The following is a 14,589-nucleotide window of genomic DNA, read 5'->3' on the forward strand; positions in this document are numbered from 1 at the left end:
CATAGCATTTTTAGCCAGTGAACGGCAGTCAACGCCAACGTAATTGATCATATAAATCTTGGTGATCTTAGGCACGATGACCGGACATTCTGTACTCAGTAAGTTATGATTTAAGTATAGAATTACTCTTATTTAAAGGAGCAGCTGATGGGAGATTTATTAACGTTAGAAAAGATTGCTTATCGAATTGACCAGCAAACGATTGTGAGTGACATTGATCTGAGGATCGCTAAGGGTCAACGTATGACCATCGTGGGGCCCTCTGGTTCAGGGAAAAGTACTGTCTTACAACTTATCGCCCGGATGATCACCGCAACTAGTGGAAAGATGACCTTTGACGGCCAGGATGCCTTTTCTTATGAGCCAACCGTTTATCGACGACGAATTTCTTATTGCTTTCAACAACCCACGTTGTTTGGAACGACTGTCGCCGACAATTTGAATTTTCCGTTTGATATTCGAGGTAAAACAATCGATTCAAAACGTCAGTTGGATTTACTGGATCAGGTTAATTTACCCACCAGTTATTTAGATCATGAGATCACCGAGTTATCTGGCGGGGAGCGGCAGCGCGTGGCATTAATTCGCAATCTCGTCTTTCCGCCTGATGTCTTGTTACTTGATGAAGTCACAACCGGCTTAGATGCAGATAATAAATCAATTGTCCATGAGTTGATCGATCATTTTCAACAAAAAGGTGGTACCGTGATTGCCGTCACGCATGATGACAGTGAAATTGCCCAAGCCGATGTTCTTTATCGAATTGAAAAGGGACACCACGTTCAGGAGGCTAGCCATGCATAATAGTGTTAATGTGAACAATTTAAGTCTGGCATTTGCGGCAGGCTTAGTGTTAGTTGCGTTATTTATCGGATGGCGTCAGAAGTTGGGTGTCAATCGTGACATGATTATTGGAGTTATTCGCGCCATTGTACAGCTTACGATTGTGGGATTTGTCCTCAAATATATTTTTGCGGTGAATAATGTTCTGCTGACGTTGGCCATGATTTTAGTCATTATTTTTAACGCGGCCTATAATGCCCGTAAACGTGGTCAAGGTATTCCACATATCTTTTGGTCGTCATTTTGGTCCATTTTAATCAGTACTAGTGTGACCTTAAGCGGGCTGGTTTTATCTGGTGCGATAAAATTTGTTCCTTCACAGATGATTCCAATTTCTGGGATGATCGCCAGCAATTCAATGGTCGCAATTGGGTTATGTTATCGTAATATGCTTAGTCTATTTCGTGATCAACGACAGCAGGTATTGGAACGAATTGCGTTAGGCGCAACGCCGCACGATTCAGCAATTTCAATTGTTCGCGAATGTATTCGAACAGGGATGCAACCGACGATTGATGCATCAAAAACTTATGGGATCGTGAGTCTACCAGGCATGATGTCAGGATTGATTTTTGCGGGGGTCGATCCAGTCTATGCGATTAAATATCAAATTATGGTCGTATTTATGTTGTTATCGGCGACAAGTCTAGGATCGGTCAGTGCATCATACATTGCGTATCGCCGTTTCTTCAACCAGGATCAACAATTGGTCATAAAAACTGACGCTAAGCGGTCTCAGTCATAATGATTGATTTGGTTGGCGTTTTTTGCCAATTAGACGGCCTGGGCTAGGCGCAGGCAACAGGCTAGTGTAGCTCGACAAACACAATCAGAGTGAAACAAGCCGGGTGGTGACGAGCACTAGCTGAGGCTGACTGGTTGGCGTTTTTTTGCCAATTAGACGGCCTGGGCTAGGCGCAGGCAACAGGCTAGTGTAGCTCGACAAACAGTCCTTATCCCCCAAGCTTGTTCTGGGGGATAAGGACTGTTTTAATTAGATTTAATATTGTCGTATTACCGGTCAAATCATTTAGTGTGTCTCTAAGACTAGTGATCCCACCACGGTGAGCATACTGATTAATAAATCACTAGCATCACCCACGGCACCAGTTTGATAACGACGTTCATTATTTGAAAAATGAGCATTTTCTGGTGTCTTTAATGTGCCAATCGAGGTTTCTAGATTAAAGCGGTAACTTAAAGTTCGTGGGACTTGCAGCCGTACCGATCCGGCAGATGATTCGGCCGTGATGTTGCCGTCGACAGTGGTAAAGGCTAGCTTGGCAGAGCCACTGGTAACATTGAAACGACCGCTGCCATGTGCATCGATCAAGCGTAATGCGCCTGCGTCACAATGAACATTGTAGCGACCATAGGCAGTGGCTAGCGCTACGTTTCCGGTCACAGCGTTGATGGTGGCATCAGTTGCGGATAACTGTTCACCATTGATCGCACCACTGACTGAGTCAATTAGTAAACTATGAGTCTTTAAATGGCTAAGTGCGATACTACCGCTGGTGGACGTGATTGCTAAATGCCGCAATTGTGGTAAATCAACCAATTTGATGGTACCGCTGACCGAGTTGATTTCTAAGCGCTGGTGGTAGGTGCTGGGCACTTCAATCTCGATTCGAATATGTAGTTTGTCCTTGGCAGGGCGATCGCCGGCACGAATGATTAGCGTATCCATTGTTTGATCGACTTTAGCATAGTACTGGGCCTCATCGAGGAGCATGTATTCACGCACGATCAGATCTGGTCGGTCAGTTGACTGAATGACAATGGTCGCGGCAGAATAATTGATGGCCAAGTGATCAACGTCGTTTAAAGATCGTGAAAAAGCGTTAACTAAGGTTGGTTTGCGTGCGTCAACACCGATTTCAATTGCCACGTGGCCTGGTTCACTGTGCTTGTGATGAATAAAAAAACGTCCCCAAGAGGTCAGATCCATTGCTAAAAATCTCCTATCAAATAAACATCAAGTTGTGCGTATCGTAGCATTGCGATAGGTAGATGTGAAGCTTGGAATTCATTTTTTCAGGGATGTTAGCAAAGATTTACAATTCAACGATAACGAACAATGCGGTGCAGATAATTAAACAACCTCACCCAGTGATTTGAAGGAAATCATTGAGTGAGGTTGTTGATGTTTATTGATGAAGCGCAGCCAAGATGCTGGTTAACTCTTGTTTGCGCAATTTACGGGGAATAAATGTGCCAAATTCATCTTCATTAAAGCCCACTTGAAGAATTCGACGTTGATCATCAAAAGCGATTGGCCAGCGAAGCATTTTCGGATGATTGGCGATCACTGTGATCATCTGTTTAAGGGATAGATTAGCTAAATCTAAACGTTGGCTTAAGTGATCCATGGCCATTGATCGAGGTGCTAATAATTCATCACAACCAGCTTCACTAGCAGCCAAAAATTCGCGGATTGTCATGGGCGTTAATTTTTCTCGTGATTTAACTGTTTTATTTTCAGTTGTATCAATTGGATGTTCGATGAATGGAACCGCTTTGTCTGTTAACCATTTAATGGCACGGCGGCATGAAGTTGATGAACCAATCGTATAAATGTGTAGCATATCGGCAGTCCTCCTTGCGCAGCGGATCATTGTGATTTTGACGCTGCGTCGACGTTAATTACTGTCAGCTTTTGCATGTCTTTCTGATGATCACTATAAGTTATTTTATATTTTGTGTCAATTGAATTTCTGATTTTCATATAACCAAACTCTATGAAATGTTCCTGAAAACGAACAGTGACAGGGGATTAACTAATTTAACTTTTTTTGAAAAAAATAATCTTATTTATCGCTTTCATAATAATTAACGAACTCAACAATAAGGAAAGTGAGCTTAGTGGATTCTTAAATTCGAACAACAACGGTTTCATATGGCTTTGTGCTAAACTAACGATATGAAATTGAATGAAGCACAAGCAATAACGAGTCGGATGCAACGACATCCACAGTTGAAGAAAAGTACAATTCAACCGCCAGTCACGACGAAGATCAAGCGACCACATCGTCTATTGAGCGGCCTCGTTGGTTTGATTTTTATCGTAAGTTTAGTCGCACGGCTAACGATCTTAAGCAGTTCATTTATGGTTCGAGCTGTTCAAAATCCATTGGTGATTAACCAAGTTCAACAGCAGTTGCAGACGCAAATGACTACGCATCATTTGCCAACTGGTCTGATTTCTAACCAATTGATTCGAACGGTGCTGAGTACGGGCGTTAAAGAGATCTATGCAGGCAATGTGTTAAATTTCGACGTTCCACCCGTTCAACGAGCCATTCAAGATAATCTTAACCAGCAAATGGCCACCGTGGGTTTGCAAGGTGATAGTGGAGCAGCTGTGACAAGTATGATCAGTGGTCCGGTTTTGACCGCGTTTAGTCGATCGGTTCAAAACGATCAGCTGAATGATTTTGCTGATCGCATTCAACAAACCCAATTGATCGCTGATGTGGTTATTGCTGTAAGTGGCCTTGGTTGGGGTTGGTTAATGACTAGTAATCATCACCGACGCCGGTTACGCCGATTAGCATCGCAAAGTGATAAATAGGGAGGTCAGGATATGGCAATCGAAATAACGACTTTACCAGGTTGTCCATTTTGTGAGAAGGCAGAGCTCATCATTGAAAATGACTATGCAAAAGCCTTTTGGGATATTCATCCGGTTAATCCAGGTCATACATTGATCGTCCCTAAACGCCACGTGAGCGATTGGTGGGGCGTGCTACCAGAAGAAAAGGTGGCGATCGATGATCTTGTGATGCAGATGAAGGCCATTTTAGATGAGAAATATCACCCAGATGCCTATAACATCGGCATGAATCTAGGCGCAGACGCAGGTCAAACAGTTTTTCATGCACACGTACACTTGATTCCACGGTATTTTGGTGACATGCGTGTGCCTGAAGGCGGTGTTCGTAACCTAATTCCGCGAAAATTGAAATAGATCGTGACTGATTTTGGGCAGCTAGGGTATCAGTTAAGATGGAAAGACGAGGTTTGACGATGAAAATTGGGTTTATTGGCACAGGCGTTATGGGGTCAGCGATTGCTGAACATGTATTAGCGGCAGGACACCAACTGACGGTCTTTAATCGAACCAAGGCTAAAGCACAGTCCCTACTTAATCAAGGAGCATTGTGGGCTGAAACACCGTTGGACGTGGTCGCCAATAGTGAAATCATCTTTTCCATGGTGGGGTATCCGCAAGATGTTGAGGCGATTTATTTTGGTGCAGCTGGTATCTTCGAAGGAATCCGGCCTGGCCAAATCGTGGTCGATATGACAACGAGTACGCCAACATTAGCCATTAGAATCGCGGCAGCTGCCAAAGCACGCCAAGTGGGTGCCTTAGATGCACCGGTTTCAGGCGGTGATATTGGTGCAAAAAAAGCGACATTAACGGTGATGGTTGGTGGTGATCAAGCAACTTTTGAGCAGGTGATGCCGGTATTTGAACTGATGGGCCAATCGGTTCATCGCTTCGGCGATGCCGGTGCCGGGCAGCATGCAAAAATGGCCAATCAAATCATGATTGCCGGCACGATGACCGGTTTGACGGAAATGTTGGTTTATGCAAAAGCGGCTGGTTTATCCTTGACGGATGTTTTAGCCACACTCAGTCATGGTGGTGCTGATAATTGGTCGATGGATACGTATGGGCCACGGATTTTAAAGGATGATTACACTCCCGGATTTTTTGCTAAGCACTTTTTAAAGGATTTGCGGATTGCTTTAAATGAAGCGGAAAAGATGCATCTTGATTTACCTGCAACCCAAGTGGCCAAAGCGCTCTACGAGCAGTTAGTGGATGATCAACATTTAGGTGACGATGGCACGCAAGCACTCGTTAAGTTGTGGTGGGATCAAGCTGGCAAATAGGGACAAAGAGTAAATAAACGAAGCTCGACAAAAAACCATTTCCAATCATGTTCGGCGCAATAGTCGGCAACATGATTGGAAATGGTTTTTAACGTAGGATTAAATCTGACACCAAGTAGATATGGCGCTTACCGTTTAACTAAATGGCTAGATTGTGTGGCGTAAAATGGCCAATGGTGCAACTGGTGTCATCATTTGATCGGTAAAAATGAAGATCTCAGTATCACCGACAACAGCTTGTTTAAGCAAATCATTGACGGTGCTGGCATCACCAAAGACGGTCAAAGTGTCTAAGGTCAGGACTAATGTCGCAACATCGTTAACCTTGATTTGATCAACAATTTCAGTCGGTGTTTGAATAAACTTCTTAGCACCTTGTGCGTTGGTGATCTCGGTCTGGAGGGCAGCGATACCAGCAGTCGTTAATTTGTCAGCAACTTGCTGGGCTAATTGTGCTAGTTGCATGCGATCAGCTTGCAAATTAGGGTCAATCGTTTGGGTAATTGAAGCACTTAGCGCGCGATTCTTGCTAACTTTACGGAAAGCACCTTGATCTTGTTCATTAGCAATTAAGATTAGCGGTAATTGATCTTGATTAGTGGCCTGCGTCAGAATTTGCTCATCAACGCTGGTAAAGAACGTGGTTGGGTCCGCCTTTTCCGCTGCGCTAGCAGTAATCGTGAGGATCGTGTCAAATGTGACTTGGTTGGCATATGTGACGCGTACCAAACGTGCTTGGTGCTTTTGTAGCAGGAGTAAGTCAAAGTCGGGTTGTGGCCGATTGTTAATTAGAATTGGCCATAACAATGGCTGTGGGTTGATGTATAAACCGGCAGTAATCGCGAAATTTAAGTCGATTTGTTCAATACTGTCGGTGGTGACATAAACTAACAAGCCTTGACTCAAGGTTTCCGAAGTTGGTAAGCCATTGGCAAATAGCTTATTCAGTTGAAACTGATAAGCATTCCATAATTTATTCGAATATTCTAGCTCAATGGCCGTTTTAGCTTGATCAATGAGCGAATTAAGCGTCACCGTATCCTGTTCGGGACTGTCTTCGCGAGGATGTAATGGCAAATAGAGTGAAATAACAGGTCCTTCCACTTTTTCTAAGGTGAGTAAATCCTTAATCTTTTGTTTACGGTCTTTTCTTGACATGAACTATCCCTCCAATTAAATCATTCATTGTTACCGACCTGTCTGAGGTCTTTGAATAAATTCAGTCTAGGTCAGGGCTACAAAAAAAGACAATTAACTTCCTCCTAGAATGCAGTGAAGTTAATTGCCAATATTCGAAGTAAAGTCAGCCCGATGATCCTGAGCATTAACTAGTCAGCGACGATTGGCGCTTTTTGCCGATGGTTGCTGGCAGCTTAAGCGCAAGGATCAGGCTGGTGGAGCTCGACATATTAATGGTCCTGTTTAAATAAATCGTTCAGTGTTGCTCGATTTGAGGCGAGGACTTTTTGTAACGATAATTGCAAATCAGATTCTTGGATCACGTTACTAATCTTATCTAGTGCGTTCATTTCAGCCGCAAAGGTTTTCGCGGAGAGATTGTGGCTGGCGCTGCCACTGTGGGTGACATAATGGTAGGTCTGATAAGCATCATACCAAAATGTACGCGCATCACGAATGAAACTGACGTTAAATAATTGATCTTCCATGACGGATAGGCTTGTGTCAAATTGCAGTTGGTTTTCAACAATGAAGGCACGTGAGTAACATTTATTCCACAGAAACCCGCGAATATCGCCGCCCGGTTTAATCACATCTTGTAACATTTCACCTTGGGTTAAATGACGCGAAAGTGGTTTGTTGGTGGTGGCTTTGATTAACAAGCCATCAGCAAAATAACCGCAGCAGGCCAAATCAGCGTGTCGAGAGATCATGTTTTTGACGAAATGTTCGATATAGTCCGGTTCACACCAATCATCACTATCTACGAAGCAGACATAGGTCCCTTCTGCGACGGTCAAAGCTCGGTTTCGGGCGGCTGACACGCCTTGGTTGGTCGATTGGTGGAGGACCTGAATTCGCTCATCTAAACTAGCCCAAAAATCACAATAGGCGCCGGATTCATCAGGCGAAGCATCGTCGACTAAAATGATTTCGATGGTTGGATAAGTCTGCCGACTGAGGCTGGCAATACAGCGATCTAAATAATCGACAGCTTTGTAAACTGGTACGATGATGGACACTAACGGTGACATAACAAACCTCTCTCAAGTGATTTTGATCCTGTTTAAAGAATACGCGTCTTCACTGGGAAACTGAAGTTGGCGACCCAAATTATAGATCTTCAAAGAATGTAAAGAGTTGTTCGCGGGTTAGCTGCTTTTTTGCTTCACCGCGAACATCGAAGGTGATTTTGCCATCGGTTAACACGATCAAGCGATTACCGTAGATTAAGGCATCCTCTAGACGATGAGTGATCATCAAGCAAGTGAGTCGGTCACTGGCAATGCGATCATTAGTGGCTTGCATCAGTTGCTGCGAGGTTTTGGGATCTAAAGCAGCAGTATGTTCATCTAAAAGCAACAATTCGGGTTTGCTTTCCACCGCCATTAAAAATGAGAGGGCTTGTCGTTGCCCACCGGAAAGATCTCCCGTAGCCGTTGACAGTCGATTTTCTAAATTATTATTCATCGTAGCAGCCATTGCTTTGAAATCAGCCAAATGCCGACGCAATTGGCGGAAAACTAATCGTCGTTGTTGCCCGCGATGAGCAGCAAGTAATAAATTCTCCGCGACAGTCATTCGTGGGGCAGTGCCTAATTTGGGATCTTGGAAGACGCGTGCTAGAAAACGAGTCCGTTGTTCTTCACTTTCATGTTTGATGGATTTTCCGTGGAGTAAAACATCACCTTGATCAGCATTTAAATTACCGCCAATAACGTTAAATAGTGTCGACTTACCGGCGCCGTTCGCGCCAAGCACGGTAATAAAGTCGCCCGGGAAAATTTCCAAATTCAGATCGTTAAGGATTTTTGTTTCATTTGGTGTATGCGCGTTAACAATTGTACTGACATGTTTTAACTCAAGTAATGGCGTTGTTGGATTAGTTGTCATGGCGGACACTCCTTTCAACAAGATGGTCAAAGTGAATGAAATTCCGAAAACGTGGCAAGAGTAAGCATAAAGCCAAAATAATAGCAGAAAGTAAGTTCAGGTCGTTAGCGGAGAAGTTTAGCTGTAAGACGATCAATAAGACGAAGCGGTAGAGGATACTGCCTAAGGTGACGGCGATTAATCGCTGTGTGAGCGAAAGGCCGCCAAAAGCAACTTCACCAATAATGATGGACGCTAGGGCGATGACGATGATGCCAATGCCCATGTTGATGTCTGCGTAGCCGTTATTTTGAGCGACTAAAGCGCCACCCATTGCAATCATCCCGTTTGAAATCATTAATCCCATAATTGTCATCCGATCGGTTTTAATCCCAATTGAGCGCGCCATCGTGGGATTATCCCCGGTTGCGATAAAGGATTGCCCAAGGTCGGTGTTTAAGAAGAAAACAAGCAGCAGGGTGGTGACGATAATGACAATCAGGCCGACAAATACGGCTGGAAAATATTGGGGGAGGGCAGTCAAAAAAGGATTTTTAAAGAGTGAAGCTTTCCCCAACAAACTTAAATTTGCACTGCCCATAATGCGTAAGTTGACTGAATAGGCAGCCGTCATAACCAAAATGCCGGCTAATAGAATCGGAATTTTACCCTTGGTATACAACAAACCGGTAATCATTCCAGCAGCCATTCCCACTAGAAAAGCACCTAGTGTAGCGAGTAATGGATTGACGCCACGATAAATTAAAGCAACGGCGGTAGCGGCCCCTAACGGAAATGTTCCTTCAACCGTCATGTCAGGAAAATCAAGGATTCGGAAAGTAAGAAAAAGGCCGAGGCCTAAAACAGCCCACAGGAGGCCCTGACCGATTGCGGATGTCATTAAGCTCATTTGTAAAGTTCCCCCTTTTGTTTGGCTTCATTAATTAACGATTGTGGAATGGTGATGCCTAATTTTTGAGCGGTAGCCAAGTTAATGGTTAAATCTCCGTGGCGGACAAATTCAATCGGTGTCGTTGCTGGTTTAGACTTGTGTTTCAAAATTGCGACGGTCATGTCGCCAGTTAAACGGCCTAGTTTATATTGATTAACAGAATAGGTTGCTAGGCCCCCCTGTTTGACCATTGTATCGACAGCTGGGAAAACGGGGATTTTTTTAGCGTTGGTATTGGCAACCAGGGTTTGCATCGCGCTGGCCATCGTGTTGTCCGTTGGTACATAAACGGCATCAACTTCATTGGCCATTGTTTGTGATACTTGGTTGACGTCATTTGTACTAGCGATGGTATAGGCTTTAAGCTTAATATGTTCTTTTTTGCAGAGCGCGGTGAATTGCTTTGCCTGTGCAGTGGCAGAATCATCACTGGAGGTATAAATGATGCCAAGTGTACGCAAATGTGGCGTTAATTGTTTGATCAATCCTAGTTGTTCTTTTAAAGGGGCTTGATCAGAGACACCAGTGATATTGCCACCAGGGTGTTCGTTATTGGCGACTAATTTAGCACCTTTAGGATCAGTCACGGCACCTAGGACAATCGGAATGTTATCGGTTGCGTTAGCCAAGGCTTGGGCGGAAGGTGTCGCAATGCCGACAGCGGCATCGACATGTTCGTGAACAAAGCGGGCACTCATTGACTGCAAATTACTCTGGTCACCTTGCGCATTTTGAAAATCAATGTGGATCGTCTTTCCCGGAATATAACCATGTGCTTTTAGGCTGTCATCAATGCCACGGTTGATGGTATCGAGGGCCGGGTGACTCAAAAGTTGAAGGATGCCGACCGTCGGTATTTTTTGTTTAGTGGCCTGTTGGTTACTTCCCTGGAAATAAGCAACACCGAGGAAAATCAGTAAAATGGTGATTAGTCCGTACATACGTTTCATGATTATCTCCCTTAGTCAAAGTTAATGGTGAATCCTGGTTTCACGGAAAAAGAAAAAGACAGCCCAAGTTGCGAGCTGTCTTAAACAAAAAAACACCGAGCCCGCACAGTTTTTGTCCCGTGCACTCGGTGATGAATTCACATCAAAGTCGTCGGCACAGATACAATCGAAGATCTGACTTCAGGATTGCATCCATGCAAGATGGTGGTTACGCAACCTGAATTACCGGCTTTGCCAAGTATTTAGTTGAGTATTCGTGAAATGAGCCATCACAACGATCTCCTTTTTTCGGCTGTCTTTATGGCAATTAGTTTAGGTGAACCAAAGGAACGCGTCAAGCATTTTTTTGAAAAAAGTGAGCGGATCATGGGAATTCGCAGTGAAGTCAGCCTGACATAACGCAAAAATATAAGGAAGCGGAGGGTGAAAATATAGCGCAAACAAATTTGCGTGAATGGGCGAGCAACGTGTATGCTATTTGCAATTAATTCTTATCAGATGAAGGAGCGGTGGTTGGTGAAACGGTATCTGGCAGTGGCTGGCTTTGCTTTTCTAGGAGGCGCTAGTCGAGAAGGAGTGGAGTTGTTGTGGCCGGTGAGTGACCATTGGCTATGGACAACAATGTTGATTAATATTATTGGAGCTTTTTTATTAACGCTGGTGAACTTTTGGGCGGCGGAACGCCTGCCACTACCGAGCGAAGTTATCTTGGGGCTTGGTACTGGGTTTGTTGGCGCCTTTACGACATTTTCTAGCTTTTCTTTAGAGATGGTTAAATTACTTTTACGCCACTTCATTGGTAGTGCGATGCTTTATGTCACGTTGTCACTAGTCGGCGGTTTATGTGCCGCATTTGCTGGACAAATGCTGGCAAAATGGTTAATGGCGCGAGCACAACGTGGAGGTGAGCGGTGATGAGTAATGGCTTACTAGTTTTCCTAGCGGGGAGCGGAGCTAGCTTAGGTGCAATGGCCCGTTACGCAGTGATGCAATTGGCACAAATACCGGTTAAACAATCACGTTTTCCTTGGGCCACATTCGGGATTAATTTGGCAGGCAGCTTTCTGTTAGGGATTCTGATGACTGGACCAATGCCGTTAGCAGTCAAGGTAATAGTTGGGGCGGGGGTTTTAGGCGGCTTTACCACTTTTTCCACCATGATTAATGAGGTGCTATTATTAGAACGTCAGCACCAGCGAGTCATTGCCTGCTGTTACTTGTTGATGACGCTGCTAGGTGGCGTAACTCTGGCATGGCTAGGGACAATAATAGCTTAATTACCTTAAAGCGCGTTATACTTTGGCAACTTCGTAAAGTCTCAATAGTGTCTCAATGAGGATGTAAGGAAATGGTTGAAAGATGAAAATTGCGGTATTAACAGATAGTTCAGCGTATATCAATCAAACGGATTTGGATCAGTATCATATCTATGTCATCAATGATCCGGTTCTCTTTGGTCACCACGTCTACCACGAAAATGTTGATCTTGATGCAGCCAAATTTTATGCGCTACTCAAAACTGAGCATGAAGCACCGACTAGCTCACAGGCTTCTAACGGCGAGGTTCAACGTGTGTTAGATCAAGCAGTCGCTGATGGGTATGACACGGCGATTGTTGTCGGCATGTCCAGCGGTATCTCCGGCTTCATTTCAAATGTGACGAGCTACGCGCCGTCAGTTAAAAACATCGCGGTTCATGTCTGGGACTCTCGGATTGCTTGTGCTGGGGCAGGCAATCAAGTTTTGTTAGCAGCTGCCTTGGCTCAACAGGGCTTGTCCGTTGACGAAATATTTGTACGATTAGCTCAGTTACGCCAAACAACAAAGGTGATGTTCGTCGTGAATGATATGCGCCATCTTATGCGGACTGGGCGTATCTCCAATGGTCAGTCTTTGATTGGTGCCATGCTGCAAATTAAACCAATGTTAGCTTTTACTCCCGAGGGCAAAATTATTGCTGTTGGTCGGGAGCGGCAGATGAAACGAGCTTTTCAAACGATCCAAACGCAATTTCACGAAATTGTTGCCCAAACGGATTATCCACTGCGGGTTAGCATTGTTGACGCCAATAACCCAGACTTAAAAGCGCAATGGCTAGCAACTTCCCAAGCAAACTTTCCTCAAGTGACGTTTGAAAGTGGCATTATTGGGCCAATAATCGGGGTTCATACGGGTGAAAAAGCAATGGGATTCATTTATGCACGAGACTGGCAGACATTATTGTGATTAAGGGAGGCTCAATGAGCGAATCAGAACACGTCGATCAAACAATAGCTCGGCCAACAAGTTTAGTTTCTAGCCAAATCATTAATGGCGAAAAAGTCGGCTATGCAATACGTGAAGATCCGCGCAATGAAGTCGACACTGGTTGGCGGTTTTTCGCCACAACTGATCAAGATCCGCTAGCGACTCCCTTAGAGGAGCTGCCATTTAATTTCGTGATCCTGTTACAACCAACCATTTGGTCGATCCGCGAACAGCCGGTGGGTAGTGTCTTGGAATGGCGCCAGCATTCTCAGCAGTGGTGGGATGTCACACTGGATCAACGAGTGGATTAATAAAAGGGTGAGCGAATGTGGCTGATAAAAATCTATGTGAGGGGATTGCCTGCTCTGCTGGTGCTAGTGGCCTTGTTTGCCATGCATAGTCGTGGGTTTCAAACGGTATGGGCATGGTCATGGTTGGATACGCTTTGCGTGATTAACTTTGGCTTTTTTTCTCATTTGTGGCGAAACGGCTTCACTTTGCCGACCAAAATCAACCATCCTACACTGCACATGCTTTGGATCGCCATGATCTCGATCAGCGAAAACAACGTGGCCAAGCGAGTGATCATGATCGTTATGGCTATAAAACCAAGGCGCGGATGAACGTTCAAAGCCGTGATGATGCTGTCTTTTGGGGCGCTAATTTTGTGTTATTTGTGGTGGAGATTCTTTTAGCACCATTGCTTTTCGTGGGTTGCTTATTGTGGCAAGCATGGTCCCATCGGCGTTGATAACCAAGATGGCGGGAGGAACTCGACGAGATGAACATTGTCTCAATTACGCGTCGAAGCCTGCCAATTTCATTCAACATAAATAGCACTGCTTCCCAATTTTTACGGGAAACAGTGCTATTTTCGTTGGCCAACCGGTGTTATGACACAGCTCCGGTTAAATTTAGCAATAAAAAGTTGTTTAACGGCCGTGTTCTTCAGCCCATTTACCATGACGAATGCTAACAACCATGTATAAGACCATCGCGATCGTGACCGATCTTGCTAAGAAACGCCCACCTTTACTGCGGGTGTTAAAGTTGTAGCCAAAACCAAATCGACGGGGAACAAATAATTTATGATAATCACGTTCAACAGGTTTCATAATAAAAACCTCCTTATTCGATGCGTTACTTGCGTCGTTGACTTACTTGGCCCGTTCCAAAATCTTAATCAAGTTGCCTTCGTAATCGTTAACGAAAATTGCTTGTAGATCATCTTCTGGTGTCGGACCAGCGACAATGGGAACATAATAGTTTTGCAGGTGGTTAATTAGATCATTGATTCGATCACGGGCGCGTAAAATCAGGTCGGGATGATCGAGGTCAACGTGAGTGTCGTGGGCAGGGACTTGACGAAAAATTACGTTTTTACCAGCGACTGACACGGTTTCTAAGCCGTTCGTTAAAACTGCGTCAGGTAAGTCAAATACCTCATGATAAAAGCGCCAGGCGCGTTGTGGATCGGTTACCGAGATTTCATAAGTATTGATGGTGCGAACATTCATTGGCCACCGCCCCTTTCACTAACTTAATTTAAGTGTAGCACAGGTTTAGGCAAAACCTGACTAATGAGCTTTGCGTACAATCTTTCTTAACGGGATTGCAAGGCTTTTTGCTCAGGATCAAAGC

General features: G+C 44.4%; 19 protein-coding genes. 10 read left to right on the plus strand and 9 right to left on the minus strand.

Annotation, left to right across the window (positions count from 1 at the left end; genetic code table 11):
- The first annotated feature begins 147 nt into the window (after positions 1 to 147).
- Together ACYQ0Y_RS07925 and ACYQ0Y_RS07930 are read left to right on the plus strand one after the other, a co-directional pair.
- Positions 148 to 804: an ABC transporter ATP-binding protein gene (locus ACYQ0Y_RS07925; protein ID WP_407883083.1), complete on the plus strand. Its 657-nt coding sequence runs from the start codon at positions 148 to 150 to the stop codon at positions 802 to 804.
- Complete coding sequence (locus tag ACYQ0Y_RS07930; protein WP_407883085.1) at positions 797 to 1,588, plus strand: ABC transporter permease; 792 nt, start codon at positions 797 to 799, stop codon at positions 1,586 to 1,588. Before ACYQ0Y_RS07925 ends, ACYQ0Y_RS07930 begins: the two co-directional genes overlap by 8 nt.
- A 285-nt stretch (positions 1,589 to 1,873) precedes the next feature.
- Here ACYQ0Y_RS07930 and ACYQ0Y_RS07935 read toward each other — a convergent pair whose 3' ends face one another.
- Together ACYQ0Y_RS07935 and ACYQ0Y_RS07940 are read right to left on the minus strand one after the other, a co-directional pair.
- A complete protein-coding gene (locus ACYQ0Y_RS07935) occupies positions 1,874 to 2,794 on the minus strand; it encodes a DUF4097 family beta strand repeat-containing protein (protein WP_407883087.1) in 921 nt (306 codons plus the stop codon).
- Between the two features lie 199 nt (positions 2,795 to 2,993).
- A complete protein-coding gene (locus tag ACYQ0Y_RS07940) occupies positions 2,994 to 3,431 on the minus strand; it encodes an ArsC/Spx/MgsR family protein (RefSeq protein ID WP_407883089.1) in 438 nt (145 codons plus the stop codon).
- Positions 3,432 to 3,766: 335 nt separating this feature from the next.
- Between ACYQ0Y_RS07940 and ACYQ0Y_RS07945 the strand changes: the two genes are divergently transcribed.
- Genes ACYQ0Y_RS07945 through ACYQ0Y_RS07955 form a run of 3 tightly spaced genes read left to right on the plus strand, consistent with a single transcriptional unit; the run spans position 3,767 to position 5,748 of the window.
- A complete protein-coding gene (locus tag ACYQ0Y_RS07945) occupies positions 3,767 to 4,417 on the plus strand; it encodes a hypothetical protein (protein WP_407883091.1) in 651 nt (216 codons plus the stop codon).
- A gap of 12 nt (positions 4,418 to 4,429) precedes the next feature.
- The gene (locus tag ACYQ0Y_RS07950) at positions 4,430 to 4,813 is read left to right on the plus strand and encodes an HIT family protein (RefSeq protein WP_407883093.1); all 384 of its coding nucleotides are present in this window, start codon (positions 4,430 to 4,432) and stop codon (positions 4,811 to 4,813) included.
- Between the two features lie 59 nt (positions 4,814 to 4,872).
- Positions 4,873 to 5,748 carry an NAD(P)-dependent oxidoreductase gene (locus ACYQ0Y_RS07955; RefSeq protein WP_407883095.1) on the plus strand — a complete coding sequence of 292 codons (876 nt, stop codon included), beginning with the start codon at positions 4,873 to 4,875 and terminating at the stop codon, positions 5,746 to 5,748.
- Positions 5,749 to 5,895: 147 nt separating this feature from the next.
- Here the strand turns inward: ACYQ0Y_RS07955 and ACYQ0Y_RS07960 are convergent, their stop codons facing one another.
- From ACYQ0Y_RS07960 to trpX, 5 genes are all read right to left on the minus strand, one after another.
- Positions 5,896 to 6,906 carry a baeRF3 domain-containing protein gene (locus ACYQ0Y_RS07960; RefSeq protein ID WP_407883096.1) on the minus strand — a complete coding sequence of 337 codons (1,011 nt, stop codon included), beginning with the start codon at positions 6,904 to 6,906 and terminating at the stop codon, positions 5,896 to 5,898.
- Between the two features lie 251 nt (positions 6,907 to 7,157).
- Positions 7,158 to 7,961, minus strand: a complete 804-nt coding sequence (locus ACYQ0Y_RS07965; RefSeq protein WP_407883098.1) for a glycosyltransferase family 2 protein — start codon at positions 7,959 to 7,961, stop codon at positions 7,158 to 7,160.
- Positions 7,962 to 8,040: 79 nt separating this feature from the next.
- Positions 8,041 to 8,820, minus strand: a complete 780-nt coding sequence (locus tag ACYQ0Y_RS07970; protein ID WP_407883100.1) for an ABC transporter ATP-binding protein — start codon at positions 8,818 to 8,820, stop codon at positions 8,041 to 8,043.
- Positions 8,810 to 9,709 (minus strand): ABC transporter permease, encoded by a 900-nt coding sequence (locus tag ACYQ0Y_RS07975; protein WP_407883102.1) that lies wholly within the window; start codon positions 9,707 to 9,709, stop codon positions 8,810 to 8,812. The genes ACYQ0Y_RS07970 and ACYQ0Y_RS07975 overlap by 11 nt, the downstream gene beginning before the upstream one ends.
- Positions 9,706 to 10,701: a tryptophan ABC transporter substrate-binding protein gene (gene trpX / locus ACYQ0Y_RS07980; RefSeq protein ID WP_407883104.1), complete on the minus strand. Its 996-nt coding sequence runs from the start codon at positions 10,699 to 10,701 to the stop codon at positions 9,706 to 9,708. The genes ACYQ0Y_RS07975 and trpX overlap by 4 nt, the downstream gene beginning before the upstream one ends.
- A 471-nt stretch (positions 10,702 to 11,172) precedes the next feature.
- On the opposite strand from trpX, the gene ACYQ0Y_RS07985 reads away from it, so the two are divergent.
- The 5 genes from ACYQ0Y_RS07985 (at position 11,173) to ACYQ0Y_RS08005 (ending at position 13,699) form a co-directional block, all read left to right on the plus strand.
- A complete protein-coding gene (locus ACYQ0Y_RS07985) occupies positions 11,173 to 11,616 on the plus strand; it encodes a fluoride efflux transporter FluC (RefSeq protein WP_407883106.1) in 444 nt (147 codons plus the stop codon).
- Positions 11,616 to 11,978, plus strand: coding sequence for a fluoride efflux transporter FluC (locus ACYQ0Y_RS07990; RefSeq protein WP_407883108.1), 363 nt, complete (start codon positions 11,616 to 11,618; stop codon positions 11,976 to 11,978). The genes ACYQ0Y_RS07985 and ACYQ0Y_RS07990 overlap by 1 nt, the downstream gene beginning before the upstream one ends.
- A gap of 82 nt (positions 11,979 to 12,060) precedes the next feature.
- A complete protein-coding gene (locus tag ACYQ0Y_RS07995; RefSeq protein ID WP_407883110.1) occupies positions 12,061 to 12,927 on the plus strand; it encodes a DegV family protein in 867 nt (288 codons plus the stop codon).
- A gap of 14 nt (positions 12,928 to 12,941) precedes the next feature.
- Entirely contained in the window at positions 12,942 to 13,259 is a 318-nt protein-coding gene (locus ACYQ0Y_RS08000) for an immunity protein Imm33 domain-containing protein (RefSeq protein WP_407883112.1), read from the plus strand.
- Positions 13,260 to 13,426: 167 nt separating this feature from the next.
- The gene (locus ACYQ0Y_RS08005) at positions 13,427 to 13,699 is read left to right on the plus strand and encodes a hypothetical protein (RefSeq protein ID WP_407883114.1); all 273 of its coding nucleotides are present in this window, start codon (positions 13,427 to 13,429) and stop codon (positions 13,697 to 13,699) included.
- A 181-nt stretch (positions 13,700 to 13,880) separates the two neighbouring features.
- Here the strand turns inward: ACYQ0Y_RS08005 and ACYQ0Y_RS08010 are convergent, their stop codons facing one another.
- Both ACYQ0Y_RS08010 and ACYQ0Y_RS08015 read right to left on the minus strand, forming a co-directional pair.
- Positions 13,881 to 14,063: a hypothetical protein gene (locus ACYQ0Y_RS08010; RefSeq protein ID WP_407883116.1), complete on the minus strand. Its 183-nt coding sequence runs from the start codon at positions 14,061 to 14,063 to the stop codon at positions 13,881 to 13,883.
- Between the two features lie 42 nt (positions 14,064 to 14,105).
- Complete coding sequence (locus ACYQ0Y_RS08015) at positions 14,106 to 14,465, minus strand: VOC family protein (protein ID WP_407883118.1); 360 nt, start codon at positions 14,463 to 14,465, stop codon at positions 14,106 to 14,108.
- Between the last annotated feature and the right edge of the window lie 124 nt (positions 14,466 to 14,589).

The sequence above is a fragment of the Furfurilactobacillus curtus genome, assembly GCF_054657915.1.

Excerpts from the sequence above, each read along its gene's own strand:
- ACYQ0Y_RS07925 (WP_407883083.1), top strand. The coding sequence starts at position 148 with ATGGGAGATTTATTAACGTTAGAAAAGATTGCTTATCGAATTGACCAG.
- ACYQ0Y_RS07930 (WP_407883085.1), top strand. The coding sequence starts at position 797 with ATGCATAATAGTGTTAATGTGAACAATTTAAGTCTGGCATTTGCGGCA.
- ACYQ0Y_RS07935 (WP_407883087.1), bottom strand. The coding sequence starts at position 2,794 with ATGGATCTGACCTCTTGGGGACGTTTTTTTATTCATCACAAGCACAGT.
- ACYQ0Y_RS07940 (WP_407883089.1), bottom strand. The coding sequence starts at position 3,431 with ATGCTACACATTTATACGATTGGTTCATCAACTTCATGCCGCCGTGCC.
- ACYQ0Y_RS07945 (WP_407883091.1), top strand. The coding sequence starts at position 3,767 with ATGAAATTGAATGAAGCACAAGCAATAACGAGTCGGATGCAACGACAT.
- ACYQ0Y_RS07950 (WP_407883093.1), top strand. The coding sequence starts at position 4,430 with ATGGCAATCGAAATAACGACTTTACCAGGTTGTCCATTTTGTGAGAAG.
- ACYQ0Y_RS07955 (WP_407883095.1), top strand. The coding sequence starts at position 4,873 with ATGAAAATTGGGTTTATTGGCACAGGCGTTATGGGGTCAGCGATTGCT.
- ACYQ0Y_RS07960 (WP_407883096.1), bottom strand. The coding sequence starts at position 6,906 with ATGTCAAGAAAAGACCGTAAACAAAAGATTAAGGATTTACTCACCTTA.
- ACYQ0Y_RS07965 (WP_407883098.1), bottom strand. The coding sequence starts at position 7,961 with ATGTCACCGTTAGTGTCCATCATCGTACCAGTTTACAAAGCTGTCGAT.
- ACYQ0Y_RS07970 (WP_407883100.1), bottom strand. The coding sequence starts at position 8,820 with ATGACAACTAATCCAACAACGCCATTACTTGAGTTAAAACATGTCAGT.
- ACYQ0Y_RS07975 (WP_407883102.1), bottom strand. The coding sequence starts at position 9,709 with ATGAGCTTAATGACATCCGCAATCGGTCAGGGCCTCCTGTGGGCTGTT.
- trpX (WP_407883104.1), bottom strand. The coding sequence starts at position 10,701 with ATGAAACGTATGTACGGACTAATCACCATTTTACTGATTTTCCTCGGT.
- ACYQ0Y_RS07985 (WP_407883106.1), top strand. The coding sequence starts at position 11,173 with ATGCTATTTGCAATTAATTCTTATCAGATGAAGGAGCGGTGGTTGGTG.
- ACYQ0Y_RS07990 (WP_407883108.1), top strand. The coding sequence starts at position 11,616 with ATGAGTAATGGCTTACTAGTTTTCCTAGCGGGGAGCGGAGCTAGCTTA.
- ACYQ0Y_RS07995 (WP_407883110.1), top strand. The coding sequence starts at position 12,061 with ATGAAAATTGCGGTATTAACAGATAGTTCAGCGTATATCAATCAAACG.
- ACYQ0Y_RS08000 (WP_407883112.1), top strand. The coding sequence starts at position 12,942 with ATGAGCGAATCAGAACACGTCGATCAAACAATAGCTCGGCCAACAAGT.
- ACYQ0Y_RS08010 (WP_407883116.1), bottom strand. The coding sequence starts at position 14,063 with ATGAAACCTGTTGAACGTGATTATCATAAATTATTTGTTCCCCGTCGA.
- ACYQ0Y_RS08015 (WP_407883118.1), bottom strand. The coding sequence starts at position 14,465 with ATGAATGTTCGCACCATCAATACTTATGAAATCTCGGTAACCGATCCA.